This window comes from Streptomyces sp. NPDC051180, assembly GCF_040689545.1.
In the GTDB taxonomy this organism is placed as follows: domain Bacteria; phylum Actinomycetota; class Actinomycetes; order Streptomycetales; family Streptomycetaceae; genus Streptomyces.
The window spans coordinates 572,446-594,088 of record NZ_JBFBBC010000001.1 but is presented as its reverse complement, the minus strand read 5'-3'; the positions used below and the strand labels follow the sequence as shown (position 1 = coordinate 594,088).

General features: G+C 73.5%; 23 protein-coding genes. 9 read left to right on the top strand and 14 right to left on the bottom strand.

All coding sequences use genetic code 11. The features are described from left to right. Window positions 1–41 precede the first annotated feature (41 nt). The 3 genes from AB0424_RS02655 (at window position 42) to AB0424_RS02645 (ending at window position 2,570) form a co-directional block, all read left to right on the top strand. The gene (locus tag AB0424_RS02655; protein WP_366301601.1) at window positions 42–827 is read left to right on the top strand and encodes a polysaccharide deacetylase family protein; all 786 of its coding nucleotides are present in this window, start codon (window positions 42–44) and stop codon (window positions 825–827) included. Window positions 828–1,284: 457 nt separating this feature from the next. Next, window positions 1,285–2,202, top strand: a complete 918-nt coding sequence (locus AB0424_RS02650) for a hypothetical protein (protein ID WP_366301600.1) — start codon at window positions 1,285–1,287, stop codon at window positions 2,200–2,202. Continuing rightward, a complete protein-coding gene (locus AB0424_RS02645) occupies window positions 2,199–2,570 on the top strand; it encodes a peptidase inhibitor family I36 protein (RefSeq protein WP_366301599.1) in 372 nt (123 codons plus the stop codon). The genes AB0424_RS02650 and AB0424_RS02645 overlap by 4 nt, the downstream gene beginning before the upstream one ends. Window positions 2,571–2,632: 62 nt before the next feature. Here AB0424_RS02645 and AB0424_RS02640 read toward each other — a convergent pair whose 3' ends face one another. From AB0424_RS02640 to AB0424_RS02610, 7 genes are all read right to left on the bottom strand, one after another. Continuing rightward, complete coding sequence (locus AB0424_RS02640) at window positions 2,633–3,352, bottom strand: rod shape-determining protein MreC (protein WP_366301598.1); 720 nt, start codon at window positions 3,350–3,352, stop codon at window positions 2,633–2,635. 169 nt (window positions 3,353–3,521) lie between these two features. Then, window positions 3,522–4,709, bottom strand: coding sequence for a globin domain-containing protein (locus tag AB0424_RS02635; protein WP_366301597.1), 1,188 nt, complete (start codon window positions 4,707–4,709; stop codon window positions 3,522–3,524). A 72-nt stretch (window positions 4,710–4,781) separates the two neighbouring features. Next, window positions 4,782–5,225 (bottom strand): Rrf2 family transcriptional regulator, encoded by a 444-nt coding sequence (locus AB0424_RS02630; RefSeq protein WP_366301595.1) that lies wholly within the window; start codon window positions 5,223–5,225, stop codon window positions 4,782–4,784. 37 nt (window positions 5,226–5,262) lie between these two features. Continuing rightward, entirely contained in the window at window positions 5,263–6,210 is a 948-nt protein-coding gene (locus AB0424_RS02625) for a hypothetical protein (protein ID WP_366301594.1), read from the bottom strand. A 25-nt stretch (window positions 6,211–6,235) separates the two neighbouring features. Next, window positions 6,236–6,634, bottom strand: a complete 399-nt coding sequence (locus AB0424_RS02620) for an SHOCT domain-containing protein (protein WP_366301593.1) — start codon at window positions 6,632–6,634, stop codon at window positions 6,236–6,238. A gap of 143 nt (window positions 6,635–6,777) precedes the next feature. Further along, window positions 6,778–7,227 (bottom strand): peroxiredoxin, encoded by a 450-nt coding sequence (locus AB0424_RS02615; RefSeq protein WP_366301592.1) that lies wholly within the window; start codon window positions 7,225–7,227, stop codon window positions 6,778–6,780. Window positions 7,228–7,358: 131 nt separating this feature from the next. Continuing rightward, on the bottom strand, window positions 7,359–7,958 hold the full coding sequence (locus tag AB0424_RS02610; RefSeq protein WP_366301591.1) for a PadR family transcriptional regulator: 600 nt from the start codon (window positions 7,956–7,958) through the stop codon (window positions 7,359–7,361). Between the two features lie 157 nt (window positions 7,959–8,115). Between AB0424_RS02610 and AB0424_RS02605 the strand changes: the two genes are divergently transcribed. The 3 genes from AB0424_RS02605 to AB0424_RS02595 all read left to right on the top strand — a co-directional run bounded on the left by AB0424_RS02605 (window position 8,116) and on the right by AB0424_RS02595 (window position 10,560). Continuing rightward, window positions 8,116–8,601, top strand: coding sequence for an SRPBCC family protein (locus AB0424_RS02605; protein WP_366301590.1), 486 nt, complete (start codon window positions 8,116–8,118; stop codon window positions 8,599–8,601). A gap of 167 nt (window positions 8,602–8,768) precedes the next feature. Beyond that, window positions 8,769–10,118 carry an Ig-like domain-containing protein gene (locus AB0424_RS02600; RefSeq protein WP_366301589.1) on the top strand — a complete coding sequence of 450 codons (1,350 nt, stop codon included), beginning with the start codon at window positions 8,769–8,771 and terminating at the stop codon, window positions 10,116–10,118. Window positions 10,119–10,251: 133 nt separating this feature from the next. Next, window positions 10,252–10,560, top strand: a complete 309-nt coding sequence (locus AB0424_RS02595) for a CU044_2847 family protein (protein WP_366301588.1) — start codon at window positions 10,252–10,254, stop codon at window positions 10,558–10,560. A 75-nt stretch (window positions 10,561–10,635) separates the two neighbouring features. Here AB0424_RS02595 and AB0424_RS02590 read toward each other — a convergent pair whose 3' ends face one another. Further along, window positions 10,636–11,238, bottom strand: coding sequence for a GNAT family N-acetyltransferase (locus AB0424_RS02590; protein WP_366301587.1), 603 nt, complete (start codon window positions 11,236–11,238; stop codon window positions 10,636–10,638). 119 nt (window positions 11,239–11,357) lie between these two features. Here AB0424_RS02590 and AB0424_RS02585 point away from each other — a divergent pair, with 119 nt between their 5' ends. Continuing rightward, window positions 11,358–11,861, top strand: a complete 504-nt coding sequence (locus tag AB0424_RS02585) for a tetratricopeptide repeat protein (RefSeq protein ID WP_366301585.1) — start codon at window positions 11,358–11,360, stop codon at window positions 11,859–11,861. 54 nt (window positions 11,862–11,915) lie between these two features. Here the strand turns inward: AB0424_RS02585 and AB0424_RS02580 are convergent, their stop codons facing one another. After that, window positions 11,916–12,233 (bottom strand): cupin, encoded by a 318-nt coding sequence (locus tag AB0424_RS02580; protein ID WP_366301584.1) that lies wholly within the window; start codon window positions 12,231–12,233, stop codon window positions 11,916–11,918. A 2-nt stretch (window positions 12,234–12,235) separates the two neighbouring features. Then, window positions 12,236–13,510 (bottom strand): MFS transporter, encoded by a 1,275-nt coding sequence (locus AB0424_RS02575; protein ID WP_366301582.1) that lies wholly within the window; start codon window positions 13,508–13,510, stop codon window positions 12,236–12,238. 116 nt (window positions 13,511–13,626) lie between these two features. Here AB0424_RS02575 and AB0424_RS02570 point away from each other — a divergent pair, with 116 nt between their 5' ends. Beyond that, window positions 13,627–14,514 (top strand): LysR family transcriptional regulator, encoded by an 888-nt coding sequence (locus AB0424_RS02570; RefSeq protein WP_366301580.1) that lies wholly within the window; start codon window positions 13,627–13,629, stop codon window positions 14,512–14,514. A gap of 25 nt (window positions 14,515–14,539) precedes the next feature. Here AB0424_RS02570 and AB0424_RS02565 read toward each other — a convergent pair whose 3' ends face one another. Continuing rightward, the gene (locus AB0424_RS02565; protein WP_366301579.1) at window positions 14,540–15,835 is read right to left on the bottom strand and encodes an amidohydrolase; all 1,296 of its coding nucleotides are present in this window, start codon (window positions 15,833–15,835) and stop codon (window positions 14,540–14,542) included. Window positions 15,836–16,116: 281 nt separating this feature from the next. On the opposite strand from AB0424_RS02565, the gene helR reads away from it, so the two are divergent. Then, on the top strand, window positions 16,117–18,264 hold the full coding sequence (helR, locus tag AB0424_RS02560; protein WP_366301577.1) for an RNA polymerase recycling motor ATPase HelR: 2,148 nt from the start codon (window positions 16,117–16,119) through the stop codon (window positions 18,262–18,264). Window positions 18,265–18,334: 70 nt separating this feature from the next. Here helR and AB0424_RS02555 read toward each other — a convergent pair whose 3' ends face one another. From AB0424_RS02555 to AB0424_RS02545, 3 genes are all read right to left on the bottom strand, one after another. Continuing rightward, window positions 18,335–20,005 (bottom strand): acyl-CoA dehydrogenase family protein, encoded by a 1,671-nt coding sequence (locus tag AB0424_RS02555; protein WP_366301576.1) that lies wholly within the window; start codon window positions 20,003–20,005, stop codon window positions 18,335–18,337. Then, complete coding sequence (locus tag AB0424_RS02550) at window positions 19,989–20,606, bottom strand: TetR/AcrR family transcriptional regulator (protein WP_366301575.1); 618 nt, start codon at window positions 20,604–20,606, stop codon at window positions 19,989–19,991. The genes AB0424_RS02555 and AB0424_RS02550 overlap by 17 nt, the downstream gene beginning before the upstream one ends. 152 nt (window positions 20,607–20,758) lie before the next feature. Further along, window positions 20,759–21,340 (bottom strand): TMEM165/GDT1 family protein, encoded by a 582-nt coding sequence (locus AB0424_RS02545; RefSeq protein ID WP_366301574.1) that lies wholly within the window; start codon window positions 21,338–21,340, stop codon window positions 20,759–20,761. Between the last annotated feature and the right edge of the window lie 303 nt (window positions 21,341–21,643).

Sequence of the window (21,643 nt, the reverse complement as noted above, 5' to 3'; positions counted from 1 at the left end):
GCGGCTGTACCGAGACCACTACGGGGAAAGCGGGTTCCACCATGCTCCGATTCAGGCCGGGCCGACGCGGGGGAACGGCCGCCGCCCTGCTCGCCGCCGCGTCGCTGATGCTCACGCTCAGCGCCTGCGGCGTCGACACCGTCACCCCTCGGGACGCGCGGGACGAGGCCGGAACGGACGACAAGGCCGGCACGTCGGCGCGGCGCGTCGACTGCGCCAAGGTCAAGTGCATCGCGCTGACCTTCGACGCGGGACCGGGCAAGGACACCCCACGGCTCCTGGACATCCTGAAGGAGAAGCAGGTCCCCGCGACCTTCTTCCTTCTCGGCAGCAAGCACGTCGACCGCTACCCCCAGGTCGTGCAGCGCATAGCCGCCGAGGGTCACGAGGTCGCCAACCACACCTGGACCCACCGCATACTGACCGACCTCGATGCCGCCGATGTCCGCGACGAGCTGTCGCGCACCCAGGACGCCGTCGAGAAGCTCACCGGCCGGAAGCCGACCCTCATGCGTCCACCGCAGGGTCGGACCGACGGCACCGTGTCCGACGTCAGCCGCGAACTCGGGCTCGCCCAGGTCCTGTGGAGCATCACGGCCAAGGACTACTCCACCACCGACTCCGCCCTCATACGGCAGCGGGTGCTCGATCAGGCGCACGAGGACGGGATCATCCTCCTCCACGACATATACGACGGCACGGTCCCCGCCGTCCCGTCGATCATCGACGAGCTCAAGCGTCGCGGCTTCACCTTCGTGACGGTCCCCGAACTCCTCGCGCCGGGGAAGGCCGAGCCGGGTGCTGTCTACCGTCCCGAGAAGGACTGACACCACCCGCCGAAACCGGGTGAGGTGACTCACATCGCCCACCGCGGACCTCTCGGAACATTCGGGAAAGGTTCGCCGTTCATACCTATGTGACTGCGAAGGGGCCCGGTCCCCAAGGTCCCCCCCCAGAGGTGACCGCCCTTCCCCGTCACGGCGAACGGCCCCGGTTGGAATCCCCCGTCCAACCGGGGCTTTGTCGTTCCCCTTCCCGTCCGGGTCGCCGTCCCTGTTCCCGTCCGGGTCGGCGTCCGTTCCGCGTCCCCGCTGCCGTGGCCCGCGGTCGTCCGTCCGCTCGCGCGGCACGTCGACGGCGCGTGAGGGGCGCGCGCACCGGCGCGTTCGACTCGTTCGAGTGAGCATCCGCATGCCCGTCGAGCCTTCGGGCAGTGATCACCCCGGGCCGCCTGACGATCACCGGCAGCCCCTCCGAGCAGGGACGATCGATGGGGGACACACCATGCTGAGCACCGCCGGACGCGCCCGCCGCGGGACCCTCGCGGCCGCTGCCGCACTGTTGCTCTCCGGCTGCACCGTGGTCGGGCCGGAAGGCCCGGCAAGGGCGGGCGCACCGGGCGTGCCGGTCACCCGGGCCGCGCAGGACGAACTGCTGAGGGCGGCGGAGCACCGGCTCGTCGTCGACTGCCTGGGCGACCACGGGATCACCCTGTCGGCCAGGCCCCGCGCACCGGACGAGGACCGCGTCCTCCAGGCGGCGCTCTTCGGTGCCGGCCCGCGTGAACTCTCCGTCACCCTCGCCACGGGTGCCACCGTCACCGCTCACGAGGACGGCTGCCTCGGCGCCGCCCGGCAGCGGCTCTACGGCGACCAGCGCCGCTGGTTCCGTGTCCAGGTCACGGTCGACAACTTCCGAGCCGAGGCCCAGGCCCGGCTGGGCGCCGACCCCGCCCACCGTGCGGCGCTCGCCCGCTGGACCCGGTGCGCGGCCCCGCCCGGTCGTCCCCGTCCCGACCGGCCCGACCCGGCCGTCGCCGCCCGCTGCGCACGCGAGAGTGGACTCGACGAGGTGCGCCGGCGACTGGAGCCTGCCGAACTGGCCCGTGTGCGCACCCTCCACCGGGACGAACTCACCGCGTACCGGCAGCTGCGCGAGCGCGCGCTGCTGAGGGCGATCGAGCTGCCCCGGGCGCAGACACCCGACTTCGAACCGGCCCAAGCCGAACGGGGCACATCCGGACCCACCCGACCCCAGGCCACCCGAGCTGAATCCATCCGACCCGAATCCGCCGGACCTGATCTCACCCGACCCCTGTCGCGCCCGCCCGAACCGGACCCGTCCGAACCGACCCGCCCCGCACGGCCGCCATCCGAGACGGCCGTCTCCGTACCACCCGCAGAAAGGCCCCACCTCTCGTGAAGCGACTTCTCGCCACGGCCGCCGCCGCGCTCCTGGCCACCACCGCCGGCCTCGCCCTCGCCGGCGCCGCCGGAGCCGCGGAATGCCCCAGCGGAGAGTTCTGTGTCTGGCAGAACGCCGACTTCGGCGGCCAGCGTGCCAACTGGAGCGGAGACGACGGCTGGTGGGAGAGCTGGATCTCCGACACCGACTCCTCCTGGGCCAACCACGGAATCTCCGGACCCGGCATCAAGGACCACGTCCGGGTCTACGAGAGCGCCTGGCAGGGCGGCGGGATGACCATCTGTCTCGCTCCCGGTCAGGAGGTCGGCTACAACGGCGCCGCCAACGACCGCGGTGACTCCCACATCTGGTCGACCGGCTGCTGACGAGCACCACCCGCGATGCCCCGGACGGCCCTCGGGTCGTTCCGGGACCGGTGTCCCTGGGCTCAGCCGCGGCTCAGGGGCCCGGTCGGGTGGCGGAGAACGGAGGTGAGCATCAGACCGGCACCGCGGACGACACTGGTCGCCGGGTCGTTCGCCAGGCGGACCCGGGCCCTCAGGAGGTGGGCGAGGCGTGCGGTCACATCCAGACGGAGGGCGCCACCGCCCGTCACGAGGACACCTCCGCGCAGCGCCCCGCGGACCGCACCGGTGCGGTCGTGCCGCCACAGGTCGCTCACCAGGTCGGCGGCGGTCCCGGCGATCGTGTCCGGCATCCGCCCCGTCTGCGGCACGTCGTCGACCCCCACCTCCGCGAGGCGGGCGTCCTCGACGAGGCCGTCCACGACGAGGGTGACCTCGGTCAGCTGGGCACCCAGGTCGACCACGAGCAGCGGGCCGCCGCCCGGCGGGGCCGCGTACGCCGCCGCCGCGCGGGCGCTGTCCACGGCGATGACCCGGACCGGGCCCAGGGCGTCGACCATCCTGCGTGCCTCCTCCCGCTCCCCGGGGCGGGCGAGGACCGGGTGGGTCAGCATCACGACCGTGTCGTGTCCGTCGCCGCCCGGGGCCGAGGCGGTCAGCCGGCGCAGCAGCCGGAGCTGGGAGGCCGCGTCGGTGACGCGGCCGCGTCGCACCGGACCGCTCGGCACGTCCGCGAAGACGCCCGCTCCCGGCGCCCAGGCGCGGGTCCGGGAGCTGCCGATGTCGAGCGCGATTCCGCGCACGGGCCGCCTCGCGGCCCGTTCCCCGACTGCTGATCCGAACGATCCCATCGCTGCCGTCCATTCGCTGCGGACCCGCTGATTGCGAGGCCGATACGGAATCTCACTATGCAGTATCCGTAGCGGTGGCGCTATGGCGCACAGGGATCGAAGGTCATTCGGTGAAGTGTGGTCAGTCCTCGGCGCCGAGCCACAGGTCGGGTCCGAACACCTCGTAGTGGATGTCGGCCGCCGCCGTGCCCGCGCCCAGGAGGTCGCCGCGCACCGTGCGGAGGAAGGGCAGCGGACCGCAGAGGTAGGCGGTCGTGCCCGGCGGCAGGTCGAGCGACGTGACGTCCGCGCGACCCGCGTGGGCACCGGAGTCGCCCGGCTCCTCGTACCAGAGGTGCAGCGTCGCCTGCGGCAGTGCGTCGACGAGCCGTCGCAGCTCCACGGCGTGGGCGTGGGACGCGGGGGAGCGGTCGGCGTGCGCGACCGCGACCGGGCGGGTGGATCCGGTGGCCGCGAGGTGGTCGAGCATCGCCAGCATGGGGGTGCTGCCGATGCCCGCCGACGCGAGCAGCAGCGGGCCGTCGCCCTCCGGCAGGACCAGGTCGCCGAACGGGGCCGACACGTCCAGGGTGTCGCCCGCGCGGCCGTGGGCGTGCAGCCACGAGGAGACCTCGCCCGCGGGGTCTCCGTCGACCCGCTTCACGGTGATCCGCCACTGGGGGCGTCCGGGGGCGGAGGACAGGCTGTACTGACGGATCTGCCGGGCGCCGTCGGGCAGGGTCACCTGCACGCTCACGTACTGGCCGGGCAGGAACGCGTCGGTGGGGGCGCCGTCGGCGTGCCGCAGGAGGAAGGACACCGTGTCGACTGTCTCCTCCTGGCGTTCGGCGATCTCCATCGAGCGCCACACCGCGCCCTCGGGCACGCCCGTCTCCCGGTAGAGGCGGGCCTCCACGGCGATGAGCGCGTTGGCCATCAGCCAGTACACCTCGTCCCAGGACCGGGCGACCTCCGGGGTCACCGCCTCGCCGAGGACCTCGACGATGGCGGCGAAGAGGTGCTCGTGCACCACCTTGTACTGCGCGGACGTCACGCCGAGCGAGGCGTGCTTGTGGGCGATGCGGGACAGCATGGCGTCGGGGCGGCTGTCGGGGTTGTCGAGCAGGGCGACGGCGAACGCGGCTATGGAGCCCGCGAGCGCCTTGCGCTGCTCGCCGTTGGCCTGGTTGCCCCGGTTGAACAGGTCGCGCAGCAGCTCGGGGTGTGCGGCGAAGAGGCGCGAGTAGAACCGCTCGGTGATCTGGTCGAGGGCTCCGCCAACGGCGGGCAAGGTGGCGCGGACGACCGGAATGGCCTGCTCGGACAGCATGGGAACTTCCAATCTGGTAAATGATCTACGTATTTAAGAAGGTGCGAAGGGCGCCCTGGTCGGGCGCGTGGTTCAGTCGACGGGGCGTGGGGTGAGGGAGAGCAGCAGTGGACCGGTCGGCGAGGCCACGAGCTCCGCCACCGTCAGGGGGTCGAGTGCCCGGTAGAACGCCTCCTGGGCCTCGCGCAGCGCGCCCCGCAGTCGGCACGCCGCGCGCAGGGGGCAGGGTGGGTCGCCCTCGCAGGCGACGACCTCCTCGTCGCCCTCCAGGGTGCGGGTCAGCCAGCCCACCGAGGAGCGCCGGCCCAGATCGGTCAGGGCGAGACCGCCGCCGCGACCTCGCCGCGCCTCGACCACGCCGAGGTGCTGGAGCCGGGTGACCACCTTCGCCATGTGGGCGTAGGGCACGTCCATCGACGCCGCCACCTCGCGGGTGGTGACGGACTCCTCCGGTGCGGTGACCGCCAGGCGCATCACGGCACGGAGCGCCAGGTCGGTGAACTTCGTCAGCCTCACGGTGTGACCGTATCAAAGTGGTATTTGGGTTGCGTATTCAGGGGGTGGTGCGGTGTCGGCGTCGCCGCCACAGCCACCAGCCGCCCGTGACCAGGCAGCCGGCGACGAGCGCGATCACGATCACCGGCCACCGGGCCCCCGCGGTCCTGAGGTCGGTGGTGACGACCAGGAACACCGCGACGGCCGGCACGAGCAGGGACCCGAGCGCGCGCAGCAGCGCCACGCCCATGGACGCGTCGACGCGAACACGGCGCCGGCGCTGGGGGCGGAGGTCGGGGGAGCCGACGTAGAAGGCCGTGGCCCGGTCGGTCAGACGGTTGGTGGCCCGCCAGTAGGAGACGGCCAGGTACGGGAGCCAGACGAGGGGAGCCACCAGGCCGACGAGGAAGACCGCACCCGTCAGCGCGTACTGGCCGAGGCGCACGAGCCGCCCCGGCCCCTCGGTGCCCGGTGTCAGCAGACCGAGCAGCCTCGCCATCCTGACCACCAGGTCCCACAGGGCCGCCCACCGGCCCCGGGCGCGATGCCCCGTCGTACCTCCGGCGGCCGGGGCGGCCCGCAGCGCCGCGCGGGCCGTCGCCGTGTCCTCGTACACGCCCTGCAGGACCAGGAGTTCGGCCGCCCGCTCCGGATCTTCGGGGTCCCGTCCCTCGACGGCGGCGAGCTCGAAGACCATGCGTGCCTGGGAGAGCAGGGCCCCGCAGAACGCGACGGGTACCAACAGTAGGAAGGGGCCTCCGACGAAGGCCCCTTCGGCGGTCACCGCCCGGCGCCCGCGCGTCAGCACGAGGGCCCGTAGTGTCGCCGCGTCGGCCTCCGGGTGGGCGGCCCTCAGGCGCTCGGCGGCCGTCGCGGCACCCGGTCCCATGTGGCGCAGGGCGAAGGAGGCCAGCGACTCCGGCAGTCTGCCCGGGTCCGCCGAGACCTCTCGGAGCAGGGAACCCGCGAGCCCGGCCGTCGGAGCCGCTCCGGCCGCCTTCCTCACCGGCGTCCGCCTTCCTCGCGCCCGGTCAGGCCAGGATCTTCGCCTTCGCCTTCTCGAACTCCTCGGGAGTGATGGCGCCCTTCTCCTTCAGCTCCGCCAGCCGGTGCAGCTCGTCGGTCGGGCTCCCGCCGCCGGGCGCCGTCCCCGCCGTCTTGCGGATGTAGTCCTGGAAGGCGGCCTCGCTCTCCTTGGCCTGCTTGACGTCACGCTGCCCCATGCCCTTGCCGCGGGCGATGACGTACACCAGCACGCCGAGGTACGGGAGCAGGATGCAGAAGATCAGCCAGCCGGCCTTGCCCCAGCCGTGCAGCGCGTGGTCGCGGAAGATGTCCGTGATCACCTTGAACAGCAGGAAGAGCCACATGATCCAGATGAAGAACCACAGCATGGTCCAGAAGACGTCGAGGAGAGGGTAGTCGTCCATTCCTGCACACTCCGTTCCCACCCGGCCGGGAGAAGCCGGGCGTTGGAGCGAGTCTCACCCAGCCCCCGCGGCCCCGCACGTCGTGGCGGCCCGGCGTGCGGGCCGCCCGTGAGCGTGATCGAATGGACGCCGGGCCCGCGGCCTCAGCCGCGCCGGAGGGCCGCCAGCGCGCGGTCCGCGTGGGCGCTCATGCGCAGTTCGCTGCGGACGACCTCGACGATCCGGCGGTCCTGGCCGATCACGAACGTGACCCGCTTGGTGGGGGCGAGCGAGAACCCGCGCTTCACACCGAACCGTTCGCGTATGGCGCCCTCGGGGTCCGACAGCAGGGGGTAGCCCAGGGAATGCCGCTCGGCGAACTCCTGCTGCCGCGCCACGTCGTCGGAGCTGATGCCGACGGGGAGCGCGCCGGCCGCCCGGAACTCGGTCGCGAGGTCGCGGAAGTGGCACGCCTCGGCGGTGCACCCCGGCGTCATGGCCGCCGGATAGAAGAAGAGGACGACCGGCCCCTCTGAGAGGAGGCCGGTGAGCGAGCGCTCCGCGCCCGTCTCGTCCGGAAGGCTGAAGTCCTCGACGAGGTCACCGACGTTCATAGAAGCCCGTCCCCGATCCGTACCCGCGATGCCACCGGTGCCTCCGGTGGCCGGTCGGTGAGGCTACCGCAGAGTAGGTACCGGCGGTACACAGGGGTGGGGCGAGGTGGCGGGGCCGGCCCCGGTGCGCGTCAGGCGCGGGGGGTCGCTTCGGCCCGTGCGGCGGCTCCGCTCCGCGTGGCGGCGCGGAGGTCGAGCACCTCCAGGGCGCGCTCGCCCCAGCGCAGGTTCTCCTCCTCGAAGAACCGGCCGCGCATCAGTGTCAGATAGGGGCCGACCCGCTCCGCCTCGACGAGGTAGGTCTCCTCGTCGCGTCCTGCCAGCATCCATTCGCGCAGCCGGTCATAGCGGGCCAGCTTGGCCCGGGCCGTCTCCATCCGCTGCGCCACGAAGCCGCGTACCGCCGTGGTGTCGCCCTCGTCGCACGCCTGTACCTGCACCAGCAGCTCGTCGCGGACGGCGCTGGGCCTCGGCGGTGTCGACGTGTAGGCCGTCAGGTCCCGCAGTCCGTCCTCGGTCAGGCTGAACATCCGCTTGTTGGGACGCCGTTCCTGTTCCACCACACGGGCCGTGATCAGACCGGCCTCGTCGAGGCGGTCGAGCTCGCGATAGAGCTGCTGCGGGGTGGCAGCCCAGAAGTTGGCGACGGACACGTCGAAGATCTTGGCCAGGTCGTATCCGGATGCCTCGCCCTCCAGAAGAGCTGCGAGAACGGCGTGCTTGAGCGACATTCCGACACGCTAGCAGCACGTTGAATAGTTTCCTCCGCACCTATTCACCGGGGCACGGACGGGGCCGGACGGGTGTTCATCGCTGGCACGTCCGTACGGCCCCCGCCTAGGCTGGAGGGGGGCAGGCCGCGGGGGAGCAGATCCGAGGGGCAGCGCGATGGACAGCGACTCGTTCGTCTACACCACCTACATCCGGACGACTCCCGACGAGCTCTGGAAGGCGCTCACCGACCCCGAGCTCACCCGGCGCTTCTGGGGCGTGGCCTTCGAGACCGACTGGACCCCCGGAGCGCCCATGGTCTGGGACGAGGGCGGCCGGAGCACGTCCGACCCCGAGCAGGTCGTCCTCGCCGCCGAACCCGGCCGCCTCCTCTCCTACACCTGGCACACCTTCACCCCCGCCTGGGCCGAGGCCGTGGGCCTCGGCCGCGAGGTCTACGAGCGGCTCGCCGCCGAGCGCAGGTCGCGGGTGACGTTCGAGATCGAGCCCTCCGGCGACATCGTCAAACTCACCGTCACCCATGGCGACCTGGAGCCCGACGGGACCATCAAGGCTCTGATCGGCGAAGGATGGCCCGCGCTCATCGCCAGTCTCAAGTCCCTTCTGGAGACGGGCGAGGAACTCCCCGAGCCCGCCCGCTGACCCAGAGGAATTCCCCGAGCCCGCCCGCTGACCCATTCGAGTCGTCTCGCCGGCCACTGCGCCGCCACACCCGGTGTCTTGATCATCTTTCTGTCGGTTCATCCGCTTTGATGATCGGGTCGGTGTCCTCCGCCGACGTCGTCGTCCGGAAGGGGAGGGTGTCCGACGTGCCGTCACGCAGATACGTACGAGGGTGGGGAGCCCTGTCCCTGGCCGTCGGGGCCGTCCTCGTCGGTACGGCGGCCCAGTCGCCCGGCGGACGTGACACCCGCTCCCTCCTGGCATCGGACCCCACCGCGATCGTCACGGTCGACGGCTGTTCCGCGGGCACCGGACTCTGCTCCGTGCCCCGGCACACGGTCGAGCTGGCCGGCGGGCCCGTGCTCACCGGCGCCCCGTTTCTGATCGACCGGAGGGTGACCGGACCCGTGGAGATCGCGCTCCGCACCCCCGGCGTCCTGGCCGACGTGACCGTCACCGACCGGCGCGGCCGCCGGGTCGCGGGGTCGTCGAGCGCCGACCGCACGCGGTGGACCAGCGCGGTCGCCCTGCCGGCCGGGGCCGCGCTCGCCGCCCGTCTCGTCGTCGAGCGCCCCGACGGCGGTCGGATCCACCGCGACCTCGCCCGTCTGGACTTCCGCACCGCCTCGGCACCGGCCGGTGAGCGGCTGACGGTCGACTTCGGACCGGAGGACGGCCGGACGTACGGCGTGGGCCATCCCGTCACCGCCGAGCTCAGCCACCCCGTGCCGGCCGACGACCCCGCGGCCCGGCGAGCCGTCGAGAGAGCCCTCGAAGTGCGGGCCGAACCCCACGTCGAGGGCGCCTGGTACTGGGTCGACGCCACCACCCTCCACTACCGCCCCCGCACCTACTGGCCCTCCCGCGCCGTCGTCCACCTCCGGAGCGGACTCGACGGGGTCCGGGTCGGCGGCGGGCTGTTCGGCGGCCGTTCCAGCCCCGTGACCTTCACCACCGGATCACGGATCGAGGCGGTCACGGACATCGCGGCCCTGACCATGACCGTCCGGGAGGACGGCCGGGTCCTGCGCACCCTGCCGGTCACGACCGGCAAGGAGGGCTACCGCACCCGTAGCGGCATCAAGGTCGTCCTCGGCAAGGAACCGACGGTCCGCATGCGGGGCGACTCCATCGGCATCAAACGCGGCAGCCGCGACTACTACGACCTCAAGGTCCACTGGGCCACCCGGGTGACCTGGAGCGGCGAGTACCTGCACGCGGCCCCCTGGTCGGTCGACGCGCAGGGCGCCGAGAACGTGAGCCACGGTTGCACCGGCATGAGCACCGAGGACGCCGCCTGGCTCTTCCGCACGGTCCGCGAGGGCGACCTCGTCAGCTTCGTCAACGGATACGGGGCTCCCATGACGCCCTTCGACAACGGCTTCGGCGACTGGAACCTCAGCTGGCCCGAGTGGCAGCGCGGCAGCGCCTTCGCCCCCGGCACCACCGTCGCGGCGGCCGGCCCCTCCGCCGGCACCCTCCGCCCGGAACTCTGACCGGGGCGGGCCGGACGCCGCCCGTGGCCGGGACGCACGACCGCGCCACGCCGCCGGGCGGATGGCGCCCGGCCCCGCACCCCCTCGGCGATACTGACGTCCTGTCAGCACCCGTCGACCGCAGGGAGCCTCGATGCCGGACGTCACCAAGGTCGCCGTCGGGGACGCCACCCTCTACGTCGAGGCCCGGCAGCTCGGTCCCGAGTGGGAGCCCGAGGGGATCGGTGACCGGATGCCCGACCTCTCGGCGGTCACCGAGGCCCTCTCCTCCTTCGCGGGTCGGATCGGCGAAGCGCTGCACCAGGCGTCACCGGACCGGGCGACCGTCGAGTTCGGCTGTCAACTGGGCCTGGACGCCGGCCGGCTCACGGCGCTCGTCGTCCAGGGAAGCGCGAACGCCAGCCTGCGGGTCACGCTCGAATGGTCGAAGAAGCCCCACTGAGCCCGTGACTCTCGGTGCCCCGGTCCGGCCCTTCGGCCGGGGCGAATTCCGGCTCGCCGGCCCGAGCGTGGCGGCTCAGGCGGTCGGGCGCGGCTCGCGCCACATGCCCCACAGCGTGGGTCCGCCGCCCGGCAGCCGGAGTTCCTCGCGTACGGCGAAGCCGAAGTGCTCGTACACCGGGAGGTTCGACTCTTTGGAGGACTCCAGATAGGCGGGCATGCCCGTCGCGTCGGCCTTGGCGAGGCCCGAGCGCAGGAGGGCGGAACCCTGGCCCAGGCCCTGGGCCGCGGGGTCGGCGCCGATCAGCGCCAGCGACCAGTGGGGCTCCTGCGGAGTGTGTGCCGAGGCCGTCCGGACCGCCTCGGCGAACAGCCCGGCCCGGTCGCCGAGGATCTCGGTGAGCCGGCGGATGGTCTCCGCGTCGGGCACGGCCTTGGCCTGGGCCTCGGGCGTCACCCAGAACGCCGCGGCCGCGTCGGTGCGCTCGCACACGCCGTGGAGGACGTACTGGCGGGTGAAGAGGGTGGTGAAGTAACGCTCCAGCGCGGTGGCGCGGGAGGGCTCGTCGGGGAAGAACCAGCGCATCATCGGGTCGTCGTCGAAGGCGCGGGTGAGGACGCGGCTGATGGCCGCGGCGTCGTCGATCGTTGCCGTTTCGGGCATGTTCGTTATCGCCATGCAGGTTATTCTGCACATGATGATCTTGAAAGCCGACGCGGGGTCGATGCTCCGGGCCGCCACCCGGACGGGCGGGACCCACCCCCGTCGCCCCTGTGGCCGCCTGCGACGATGGCGCCATGGAGCATTCCGAGGACAGGACCGGCGCCCTCGCCGAGGCGGTCGCGCTGCGCGAGCGGGGACGTCAGGTCGAGGCGTGCGAGCGGCTCGTCGCGCTCGCCGTGCGATGGCCCGACGACGCAGAGGTCGCGTACCAGACCGCCTGGGCGCACGACGTGCTCGGTCGGGAGGCGCAGGCCGTGCCGTACTACGAGCGGGCCCTCGCAGGCACCGGGCTCACGCCCGAGGACCGGCGCGGCGCGCTCCTCGGCCTCGGCAGCACCTACCGCGTCCTCGGCCGGTACGAGGACGCCGTCGCCCTGCTGACCGCCGCCGCCGAGGAGTTCCCCGAGGACGGCTCACTGCGCGCCTTCCTCGCGATGGCGCTGTACAACACCGGCCGCCACCACGAGTCGGTCCGACTGCTCCTCCGTCTCCTCGCGGCCACCAGCGACGATCCGTCCGTACGGAAGTACCGGCCGGCCATCGAGCACTACGCCGAGGACCTCGACGCGACCGAGTGACCCCGCCCGGCGCCGTGCGCGGGGCGCGTCGTGGGCACCGCCCCCGCGGCGGCGTCAGTCGTTCACCGCGGTCAGGAGGACCACCGCGTCCTCCAGGGCCGTCAGGCCGTGCCGCTCCTTGGGGATCATCCGGAGCGCGCCCGCCGCCATCTCCTGCGCCCACCCGGGCGAGGTCAGCTTCACCCGTCCCCGCAGCACCTGGAGGCTGGCCGCCGGGGGCGCGTTGTGCTCGTCGAGGGAGGTGCCCGCGGTCAGGGCGATGACGGTCTGCCGGAGCACCCCGTCGTGCATCACCAGATGGGCGCTGCGCCCGTGCGCGGCGGTGCGGGCCGCGGCCAGGTGCTCGTCGGCGAGCTCGGTGAGGTCCGACATCATCAATCTCCCTGCGGGGTGCCCTCCGGAGAGGTGCGCGGGCGGATACCCCCAGCCTCCCGTGTGGCGTCGGGCGCGCAACTCGGGACCGCCGCGCGCGCCGACGCGGTCACCGTCACGAGGCCGCCCGCGACGCAGGCCCCGGCGGCGAGCAGGGCTGCCGCCCAGCCGTGGGCCGCGTACAGCCCCCCGCCGGCCAGCGAGCCGACGGCGCCGCCGCCGAAGGTCGCCAGCATGAAGACCGTGTTGACCCGGGCCGCCACCTCCCGTCCGATGGCGAAGATCCGAGCCTGCGCCGCGACCTGGCACGCGCTGACCCCGACCACCAGCAGGTTCGCCCCGGCCGCCAGCCCGGCGGCCGAGGCGGGGGCCAGGCCCGCCACCGCGATGCCGAGCCCCGCGCAGACGAGCCCGCCGGCGTTCACCGCCCCCGCGCCGAAGCGGTCCGTGAGCGGTCCCGCCGTCGCGGAGAGCAGCGCCGCCGGCAGCGTCAGCAGACCGAACAGACCGGCCACCCCCGGTCCGTACCCCAGCGGAGGCGCCGCCAGATGGAAGGCGAGGACGGCCCAGAAGACGCTGAACGCGCCGAAGGCGCACGCGCCGATCACCGCCGCGACCCGCAGCTCCCGGTGGGCCGAGAGGAGCCGGGGCAGCCCGGCGAGGAGCGCGGCGTACGAGGTGCGTCCCGGCGGCCCCAGCCGCTCGGGCAGCCGCCGCGGCAGCACGAACAGCAGGGCCGCCGTCGCCATCGCGGCCACCACGTACGCCGCCCGCCAGCTGCCGCTCGCATCGGCCACCGCGCCCGAGACCGTACGGGACAGGGTCGAGCCCAGGGTCAGGCCGAGGCCCACCAGGGCCACCACCCGGCCCCGTCGCGCGGGACCGGCGAGGACAGCCGCGACCGGGGTGAGGATCTGCGGAAGGACCGTGGTGGTGGAGAGGGCGAGCGTCGCGACGGTCAGGGTGACGACGTCGGGCGCCGCCGCGGCCACGAGCAGGGCCGTGCTCGTGAGGGCGAGCAGCACCGCGGTGAGGCGACGCAGCCGGGCGGTGTCGGCCGTCGGGACGAGCAGCAGGAGTCCGAGCGCGTACCCCACCTGGGCGGCGGGCGCGATCAGGCCCGCCGTCCGCTCCGAGACCTCCAGGCCGCGCGCCACGGCGGCGAGCAGCGGCTGCGGGAAGTAGAGGTTGGCGACGGTGACCGCGCCCGCCACCGCGAGCAGCGGCACGTTCAGGGGTCGGGCGGGGGAGGGGGCGGCGGCGGGGCTCGGTTCCACGGACTCTCTTCCGAAGGGGGGCGGGGACTCCCCAAGGCTCCCGTCGCCGGAGCGGCCGAACAAGGTGCGATCATCGAACCGGCGTTGAGCCACACTCAACGATCGCTGGAGGCGCGATGCTCGAACGGTACGAACTGGAGGCGTTCCTGACGCTCGCCGAGGAGCTGCACTTCGGTCGCACCGCCGAACGCCTCGGCGTCACCACCGGCCGCGTCAGCCAGACGGTCAAGAGGCTGGAGCGTCGCGTCGGCACCCCGCTCTTCACCCGCACCAGCCGCAGCGTCCGACTGACCCCGGTCGGCCGTCGTCTCCACGAGGACCTCCTGCCCGCCTACCGGCAGCTGCGCGCCGCAGTCGAACGCGCCACCGCCGCGGGCCACGGCCTCCAGGGCCGGCTGCGCGCCGGCTTCGGCGCACCCTGGGGCGGCGAACTGCTCACGGCCGCCGCCGACGCCCTCCTCGCGCTCCACCCCGCCTGCGAGATCACCGTCCGGGAGGTCCCGCTCGACGAGGGCGTCCGCCCCCTCCGGGACGGCACGCTCGACGTCCAGTTCGTCGCCTTCCCGGTCCGCGAGCCGGACCTCACCACCGGCCCCGTCGTCACCACCGACGACCGGGTGCTGCTCCTGCCCTCCTCCCACCCGCTCGCCGGCCGGCCGTCCCTCGGCCTGGAGGACCTCGCCGGGCTCGAACTGATCGCCCCCGAAGGTGCGGTCCCCGAGTACTGGACCGACCACCACTACCCCCGCACCACCCCCTCCGGAGCGCCCGTCGGCCGCGGCCCGGCGGCCGCCACCTGGCAGGAGGTCCTCTCCCACGTCTCGGCGGGCCGGGGAGTCGCCCCCGGAGCGGCACGCGGCGCCGTCTACCACCCCCGCCCCGGCATCGCCTACGTCCCGCTGCGCGACGCCCCGCCCCTCGCGTACGGCCTGGCCTGGCCGACCACGGCCGACTCCGACCTGCTCAGGGCCTTCGTGGGCGCGGTCGGCCCGGCGGGCCCCTGAGCGGCGGCCCGGCCGATCGGCGCGCTCAGGGTTCGGGGGACGCCACCAGCACCCCCGCCAGATGGTCGTGGGCCACGTGCGCGTGGAGGCGGACACCGGTGACGAGCGTGTCGTCGTCCGCGTAGAAGTGCGGGTTGTGGTTGGTGACGAGACCGCGTCCGCCCGGCTCCGGGACCGGCCGGCCCGAGGAGTCCAGGGCCGCGTCCTGCACGCCGAGCATCACGTACAGGCCGCCGAACCGGCCCACGAACTCGGACACGTCGTCGTACCCGAGGGTGCCGCCCGTCTCCACCACGCGGTCCTCGCCGACCACCCGGCGGAAGGTGGGCAGCGCCGCCGTCACCCAGGGTGCGCTGTTGTGCACCGGAGGAACGGGCTGGAGGTACTCGACGCAGGCCGCCGCCCCGTACGCCGCCGCCGAGTGCTCCGCCAGCGTGGCGAGGCGCCGCTGGACCTCGGCCATGTCGGACTCCACGGCGCAGCGGACCGTGCCCCAGAGGGTGACGGTCTGGCCGACGATGTTGAAGCGTCCGACGTCCTCGACGTGACCGATGGACACGGTGACCGCGTCGAAGGCGGAGACCTGGCGGTACAGCTGGCCGATCCCCGTGAGGACCGCCCCCACGGCCGGCATCGGATCGATCCCCTCCCAGGGCGTCGAGCCGTGCGTCTGCTTCCCCGTGACGACGATCCGGACGAGCGCGGAGGCGCCGTACTGGTTGCCGATCCGGTATCCGACGTACCCCTTGGGATGAGGCGTCACATGAAGCCCGAAGGCCATCGTCGGCACCGGGTCCGCGCACGCGCCCGCCTCGATCATGGCCCGCGCGCCGCCCTCCTCGGTCACCGGCGGGCCCTCCTCGGCGGGCTGGAAGACGAAGAGGACCGTCCCCGGCAGCCGTTCGCGGACGCCCGCCAGGACCGTCGCCGCGCCGAGCAGCATCGCGGTGTGGCAGTCGTGCCCGCAGGCGTGCGACACCGGGAACGGGCCGCCCGGGTAGTCGGCGTCGACGACCTCCGAGGCGAAGTCCGTCCCGCACAGGTCCCGCACCGGCAGCGCGTCCATGTCCGCCCGCAGCGCCACCACGCGCCCGCCGCCCGCGCCGCCGCGCAGGACGCCGACGACCCCGTGTCCCGCGATGCCGGTACGGACCTCGTCGAGACCCAGCGCGCGCAGCTCCTCCGCCACCAGAAGGGCCGTCCTCACCTCCCGGTTGGGCAGCTCCGGATGCCGGTGCAGATGGCGGCGCCAGGCCACCACCCGGTCCGCCACCGCGCCCGCCCGCTCGTCCAGTTCACGGTGGATCGCCTCGTCGTCCAACGGGGACTCCCTCTCGTTACGGCCGAAGCCGTGGCCATGGGAAGCGTGCGCCGACAGCCTGTCACCCCGCAGGCCGGTCCGCCGAGAGAGCACGCGGACGACCCGGCACACGGGCCGGGGGAGATGGTAGGGGAGGCCGGTCGTCGTCACGGCCCGTCGGCGAGAGGAGAGCACCCATCCTCCGCCACTCTCAAGATATAGCGCACCGGGGGGCTTGCGGCAAGGCCCCCGTGGTGCCGCACAATCTCCCCTCGAAGCCAGGACCTGCGGAAACGGGAGACATGCAGCCTCAGACCACCAGCGCGTTCCACCTGCCCGACAGCCTCGCGGCGAAGGCCGACCCGGCGCTGATCGCCGGAGACGAGAAGCACTTCGCGGCCATCGAGGAGAGCCTGGAGCTGGCGATCGCCGACCTGTCCGCCCGCCTCGACGCCGAACGCAGGGCGCCGGGCGGAGTCGGCCAGGCGGCCATGGAGCGGGATCTGGAGATCCACCGGCTGACCGCCCGCCTGCGCGCCCTGCGGCGGTTCGGCCTCGACCTGTGCCTCGGCCACGTCGTCGGCGCGGACGGCACCGACCCCCTCTACATCGGCCGCCTCGGCCTCACAGACGATGCAGGGCGGCGGCTGCTCGTCGACTGGCGCTCCCCCGCGGCCGAACCGTTCTTCGCGGCCACCCACGCCGACCCGATGGGCCTGGCGAGCCGCCGCAGGTACCGCTGGACCCGAGGCCGCGTCAGCGACTACTGGGACGAGGTCTTCACCGCCGACGGCCTGCGGAACCACGCCGCGCTCGACGACCAGTCCGCCTTCATCGCCGGCCTCGGCGGCTCCCGGTCGGCCCGGATGCGGGACGTGCTCTCCACCATCCAGTCCGACCAGGACGCCGTCATCCGCGCCGGGTCCCGCGGTGCGCTCGTCGTCGACGGCGGTCCCGGCACGGGCAAGACCGTCGTCGCCCTGCACCGCTCCGCCTACCTCCTGTACTCCGACCCCCGACTCGGCCACCGCCGCGGCGGCGTGCTCTTCGTCGGCCCCCACCAGCCGTACCTGAACTACGTCGCCGACGTCCTGCCCAGCCTCGGCGAGGAGGGCGTGCGGACGTGCACCGTGCGGGACCTCGTCGCCGAGGGAGCCGGCGCGACGGTCGAGACCGACCCCGAGGCGGCCCGTCTGAAGGCGTCCGCGGACATGGTCCGGGCCGTCGAGACGGCCGTCCGGTTCTACGAGGATCCCCCCACCGAGGCCATGACGGTCACCACCGCCTGGTCGGACGTCCGGCTGACTGCGGACGACTGGGCCGAGGCGTTCCGCGCGGTCGGGCCCGGCACCCCGCACAACGAGGCGCGCGACCAGATCCTGGAGGAGCTGCTGACGATCCTCACCGACAAGAGCGACGCCGACGTTCCGCCCGAGCAGTTCCGCAAGGCGCTGCTGCTCGACCGGGAGCTCGTCGGCACCCTCCACCGCGCCTGGCCCCTCCTCGAGGCGACCGACCTCGTCGGCGACCTGTGGACCGTCCCCGCCTACCTGCGGCTCTGCGCCCCCTGGCTCGGCCCCGACGAGGTGCGCGCGCTGCGGCGCACCGACCCCCACGCCTGGACGGTGTCCGATCTGCCGCTCCTGGACGCGGCCCGCCACCGGCTCGGCGACCCGGAGGCGCCGGCGCGCCGGCGACGCCACCGGGCCTCGGTCGACGCCGAGCGCGCCCGCATGGCCGACGTCATCGACAACGTGCTCGCCGCGGACGACGACGGCGAGGGCGCGGTGACGATGCTGCGCGGACAGGACCTCAAGGACAGCCTGGTCGACGACTCCGCCCTGCCCGTCGCCGACCCCGAGCCCCTGGCCGGCCCGTTCGCGCACATCGTCGTGGACGAGGCGCAGGAACTCACCGACGCCGAATGGCAGATGCTGCTGCTGCGCTGTCCGTCGCGCAGCTTCACCGTCGTCGGCGACCGGGCCCAGGCCCGGCACGGGTTCACCGAGTCGTGGACCGAGCGGCTGGAGCGGAACGGCTTCGACCGGATCGACGTCGCCTCGCTGAGCATCAACTACCGCACGCCGGAGGAGGTCATGAGCGAGGCCGAGCCGGTCATCCGGGCCGCGCTCCCGGACGCGAACGTGCCGACCTCCGTCCGCAGCAGCGGTCTCCCCGTCACGTACGGAGCCGTCTCCGAACTGCGCCCGGTCCTCGACGACTGGCTCGGCGAGCACGGCGAAGGCGTCGCCTGCGTCATCGGCGACCCGACCTTCCGGGAGACCTCCCGCGTCCGGTCGCTCACCCCGTCGCTGTCGAAGGGGCTGGAGTTCGACCTGGTCGTCCTCGTCGAACCCGACCGGTTCGGCGACGGCGTCGAGGGAGCGGTCGACCGCTACGTCGCCATGACCCGCGCCACCCAGCGGCTCGTCGTCCTGACCGGTTCCTGACCCGCACCGGTCCGCCGCGGACGACCGCGTCGCCCGCCGTGCTCCGGCGGGCGACGCGGGTCGGGCGAGATCAGGAAGGCACTCCCCGGCCCGCGCCCACCGCGTCCGGGCCACTGCGCGCGATGATCGCAGCCGTGTCGACGCCCGTCGGCAGCGTGCCGAAGGCGAGCCCCCGGTCGCCGTCCAGACGGGAGGCGCAGAAGGCGTCCGCGACGGCCGGGTGCCCGTGGCGCACCAGCAGCGAGCCCTGGAGGACGAGGGCGAGGCGCTCGACGAGACGACGGGCCCCGTACGCCACCGCGTCCGGGTCGCCGAGCCCCGCGAGCTCCTTGCGGAGGCCGGCGACCGCCGCGTCCAGCCGCCGGTCGGCGCCCGCGCCGCGGTCGACCTCGGCGAAGTACGCCTCGACCGCCTGCGGCTGACGGGCCATCGCCCGCAGCACGTCGAGGGCCGCCACGTTTCCCGAGCCCTCCCAGATGGAGGGGAGCGGGGACTCGCGGTAGAGCCTCGGCAGCCCCGAGTCCTCGACGTAGCCGTTGCCGCCCAGGCATTCGAGGGCCTCGGCCGCGTGCGCGGGCGCCCGCTTGCACACCCAGTACTTGGTGACGGCGAGGCCCAGCCGGCGCAGCTGGTCCTCCTCGGCGTCACCGCGCGTCGCGCGGTCCACCGCGCCGGCGAGCCGGAGCGCCGCGACCGTGGCCGCCTCGGCCTCGACGGCCAGGTCGGCCAGGACGTTGCGCATGAGCGGCTGGTCGACGAGCCGTGCGCCGAACGCCTCGCGGTGCGTGGCGTGGTGCACCGCCTGGACGAGACCGAGGCGCATCCCGGACGCGGAGCTGATCGCGCAGTCGAGCCGCGTCATGTTCACCATCCGGATGATGGTGGCCACCCCGCGTCCCTCCTCGCCGACGAGCCGGCCGAGGGCGCCCTCGTACTCGATCTCGGAGGAGGCGTTCGACCGGTTGCCCAGCTTGTCCTTGAGGCGCTGGAGCCGCAGGGCGTTGCGGCTGCCGTCCGGCAGCACCCGGGGCACGAGGAAGCAGGAGAGGCCGCCGGGTGCCTGCGCCAGGGTGAGGAAGACGTCCGACATGGGCGCCGAGGTGAACCACTTGTGCCCGGTCAGCGCGTACAGGCCGGGTTCGCCGGCCGGCACCGCCCGGGTCGTGTTCGCCCGGACGTCCGAGCCGCCCTGCTTCTCGGTCATCGACATCCCGGCGATGATCCCGCGCTTCTCCGTCGGCACCCGCAGCCCGAAGTCGTACGAGGACGAGGTGAGCAGGGGCTCGTACACCTCGGCGAGTTCAGGCTGGGCGCGGAGCGCGGGCACGGCGGCGTACGTCATCGAGACGGGGCACAGGTGTCCCGCGTCCGCCTGCCCCCACACGAAGACCTTCGCCGCGCGCGCCACGTGCGCGCCCGGCCGGTCGTCGCGCCAGGGCGCGCCGTGCAGACCGTGCCGCACGGCCACGTCCATCAGGTCGTGCCAGTGCGGGTGGAACTCCACCTCGTCGATCCGGTGGCCGTACCGGTCGTGGGTGTGCAGGACGGGGGAGTGGCGCTCGGCGAGCCGCCCCCACTCCTGGGCCTCCTCGCCGCCGGCCTTCCGGCCGAGTTCCCGGACCTCGGCCTCGGCCCAGTCGGCGCCCTCCCGGCGCAGGGCCTCCAGGAGCGCGGGGTCGGCGGACACGTCGTATCCGGTCAGCGGCGGTACCTGGTTGGTGACCTCATGCGTGGTCGGCATCGGGAACTCCCAGAGCTCGCAGGGTGAAGGTGACGAGTGCGGGTACGGTGTCGGGCCCGACGGCGCCCTCGGCGAGCGGGCCGACGAGCGCCTCGGCGCCCGCCCCGACCAGCGCGGCGGCGGTCAGGGCCGGATCCTGGGGCGGCAGCTCGCCCGAGCGCACGCCCTCGGCGACGCGGGCGGCGAACACGTCGCGGAAGGCGCGCCGGAAGACGAGCCGTTCGGCGTCGACGGCCGGGTCGACGGGCTCGGCGAGCAGCGCGTAGGCGAGGCGGGGCGACTTGAGGGCGCGCTGCGCGAAGGTCTCCGTCACGGCGACGACCCGCTCGGCCGCCGACCGGTGCCCGGGGTGCCCGGCCGCTTCGGAGACCGCCGCGACCTCCCGGCTCACCACGGAGCGGAAGAGCTCGACGGCGAGGTCGCCCTTGCTGGGGAAGTGGCGGTACACGCTGCCCGTGGCGATTCCGGCCCTGGTCGCGACCGCCGCCATCGTGCAGCCCGCGTAGCCCTGTTCGGCGAGCAGCCCGAGGGCCGCGTCGACGACGGAGGTCCGCTGGGCGTCCAGCCGGGCCTGGACGGCGGGGGTGCGTCGGTAGGGCATGGAAGGAGTGAAGCAGTGATTCATTGCTTCAACAAGAGGTCGTGCGAGGGCGCGCCTCCGGGGGCGGAGAGCCCGCGGGTCGCACCGGGGCGGAACGCCGCACACCCCCGCGAGGGCGGGGGTGTGCGGCGCGGACGGACGACGGACGCGCGTCAGCCGGTGAAGACCTCCGTCAGGGACCAGATCGCGAGGCCGGCCATGATGACGCCGCCGACGCGCTGCACGGTCTTGAGCGGCACGCGCTTGGCGATGAACCGGCCCGCCACGAGGGCCAGGGCGGAGACGCTCATCAGGGCGGCGAGCGAGCCGATCGCCGTCGACCAGGTGCCGTTGGTGGCGGCGAGGTTGGCGGTGGTGATCTGGGTCAGGTCGCCCCACTCGCTGATGAAGACGGCCATGAAGGCGGTCGAGAAGACGGGCCAGAAGCCACTGACCGTCCGGCCGCCCTCGTCCGCCTCCTCGTCGTCGCCGCCGCGCAGCAGCACGAAGGCGCCGAAGCCGAAGAGCAGGGCCGAGACGAGTTTGACGGACCAGCCGGGGAGCAGCCCGAGCAGGCTGCCGGCTCCCACGGCGATGGCGACGTGTGCCAGGAAGGCGGTGGAGGTGCCGATCCAGACGTACAGCGGACGCATGCGCGTGCCCATGGCGAGGGACGCGAACATCGTCTTGTCGGGAAGCTCGGCGAGGAAGATCAGCCCGAAGGCGGTGAGGATCGCCAAGGGGTCGAGGTGCATACCGGGGCTCTCTGCTCGGTCCGGGCCCATGGGCTTCGCACGGCGCCTCGGTGGGCGACGGGAGGACCACTCGGCCCGGCATGACGGACCGCGCCCACGGAGACGCGGACACGGCTGTTGCCTGGCCGAAGGTCTCGCCCGTCCGCGTCGTGCGCGGACCCGGTCACCGGGAACCCGGGGGTTCCAGTGTGTCGACGACCGGTTCGCAGGGCTACTCCCCTTCGCTGTCCCTCAGTGTAACGGACAGGGGCGCACGGGTGAGTAGACACTGTCTGCGTGAGGAGTAGACAGTGTCTACTCGAT

Excerpts from the sequence above, each read along its gene's own strand:
- AB0424_RS02655 (WP_366301601.1), top strand. The coding sequence starts at position 42 with ATGCTCCGATTCAGGCCGGGCCGACGCGGGGGAACGGCCGCCGCCCTG.
- AB0424_RS02650 (WP_366301600.1), top strand. The coding sequence starts at position 1,285 with ATGCTGAGCACCGCCGGACGCGCCCGCCGCGGGACCCTCGCGGCCGCT.
- AB0424_RS02635 (WP_366301597.1), bottom strand. The coding sequence starts at position 4,709 with ATGCTGTCCGAGCAGGCCATTCCGGTCGTCCGCGCCACCTTGCCCGCC.
- AB0424_RS02620 (WP_366301593.1), bottom strand. The coding sequence starts at position 6,634 with ATGGACGACTACCCTCTCCTCGACGTCTTCTGGACCATGCTGTGGTTC.
- AB0424_RS02615 (WP_366301592.1), bottom strand. The coding sequence starts at position 7,227 with ATGAACGTCGGTGACCTCGTCGAGGACTTCAGCCTTCCGGACGAGACG.
- AB0424_RS02610 (WP_366301591.1), bottom strand. The coding sequence starts at position 7,958 with ATGTCGCTCAAGCACGCCGTTCTCGCAGCTCTTCTGGAGGGCGAGGCA.
- AB0424_RS02605 (WP_366301590.1), top strand. The coding sequence starts at position 8,116 with ATGGACAGCGACTCGTTCGTCTACACCACCTACATCCGGACGACTCCC.
- AB0424_RS02595 (WP_366301588.1), top strand. The coding sequence starts at position 10,252 with ATGCCGGACGTCACCAAGGTCGCCGTCGGGGACGCCACCCTCTACGTC.
- AB0424_RS02590 (WP_366301587.1), bottom strand. The coding sequence starts at position 11,238 with ATGGCGATAACGAACATGCCCGAAACGGCAACGATCGACGACGCCGCG.
- AB0424_RS02585 (WP_366301585.1), top strand. The coding sequence starts at position 11,358 with ATGGAGCATTCCGAGGACAGGACCGGCGCCCTCGCCGAGGCGGTCGCG.
- AB0424_RS02580 (WP_366301584.1), bottom strand. The coding sequence starts at position 12,233 with ATGTCGGACCTCACCGAGCTCGCCGACGAGCACCTGGCCGCGGCCCGC.
- AB0424_RS02570 (WP_366301580.1), top strand. The coding sequence starts at position 13,627 with ATGCTCGAACGGTACGAACTGGAGGCGTTCCTGACGCTCGCCGAGGAG.
- helR (WP_366301577.1), top strand. The coding sequence starts at position 16,117 with ATGCAGCCTCAGACCACCAGCGCGTTCCACCTGCCCGACAGCCTCGCG.
- AB0424_RS02555 (WP_366301576.1), bottom strand. The coding sequence starts at position 20,005 with ATGCCGACCACGCATGAGGTCACCAACCAGGTACCGCCGCTGACCGGA.
- AB0424_RS02550 (WP_366301575.1), bottom strand. The coding sequence starts at position 20,606 with ATGCCCTACCGACGCACCCCCGCCGTCCAGGCCCGGCTGGACGCCCAG.
- AB0424_RS02545 (WP_366301574.1), bottom strand. The coding sequence starts at position 21,340 with ATGCACCTCGACCCCTTGGCGATCCTCACCGCCTTCGGGCTGATCTTC.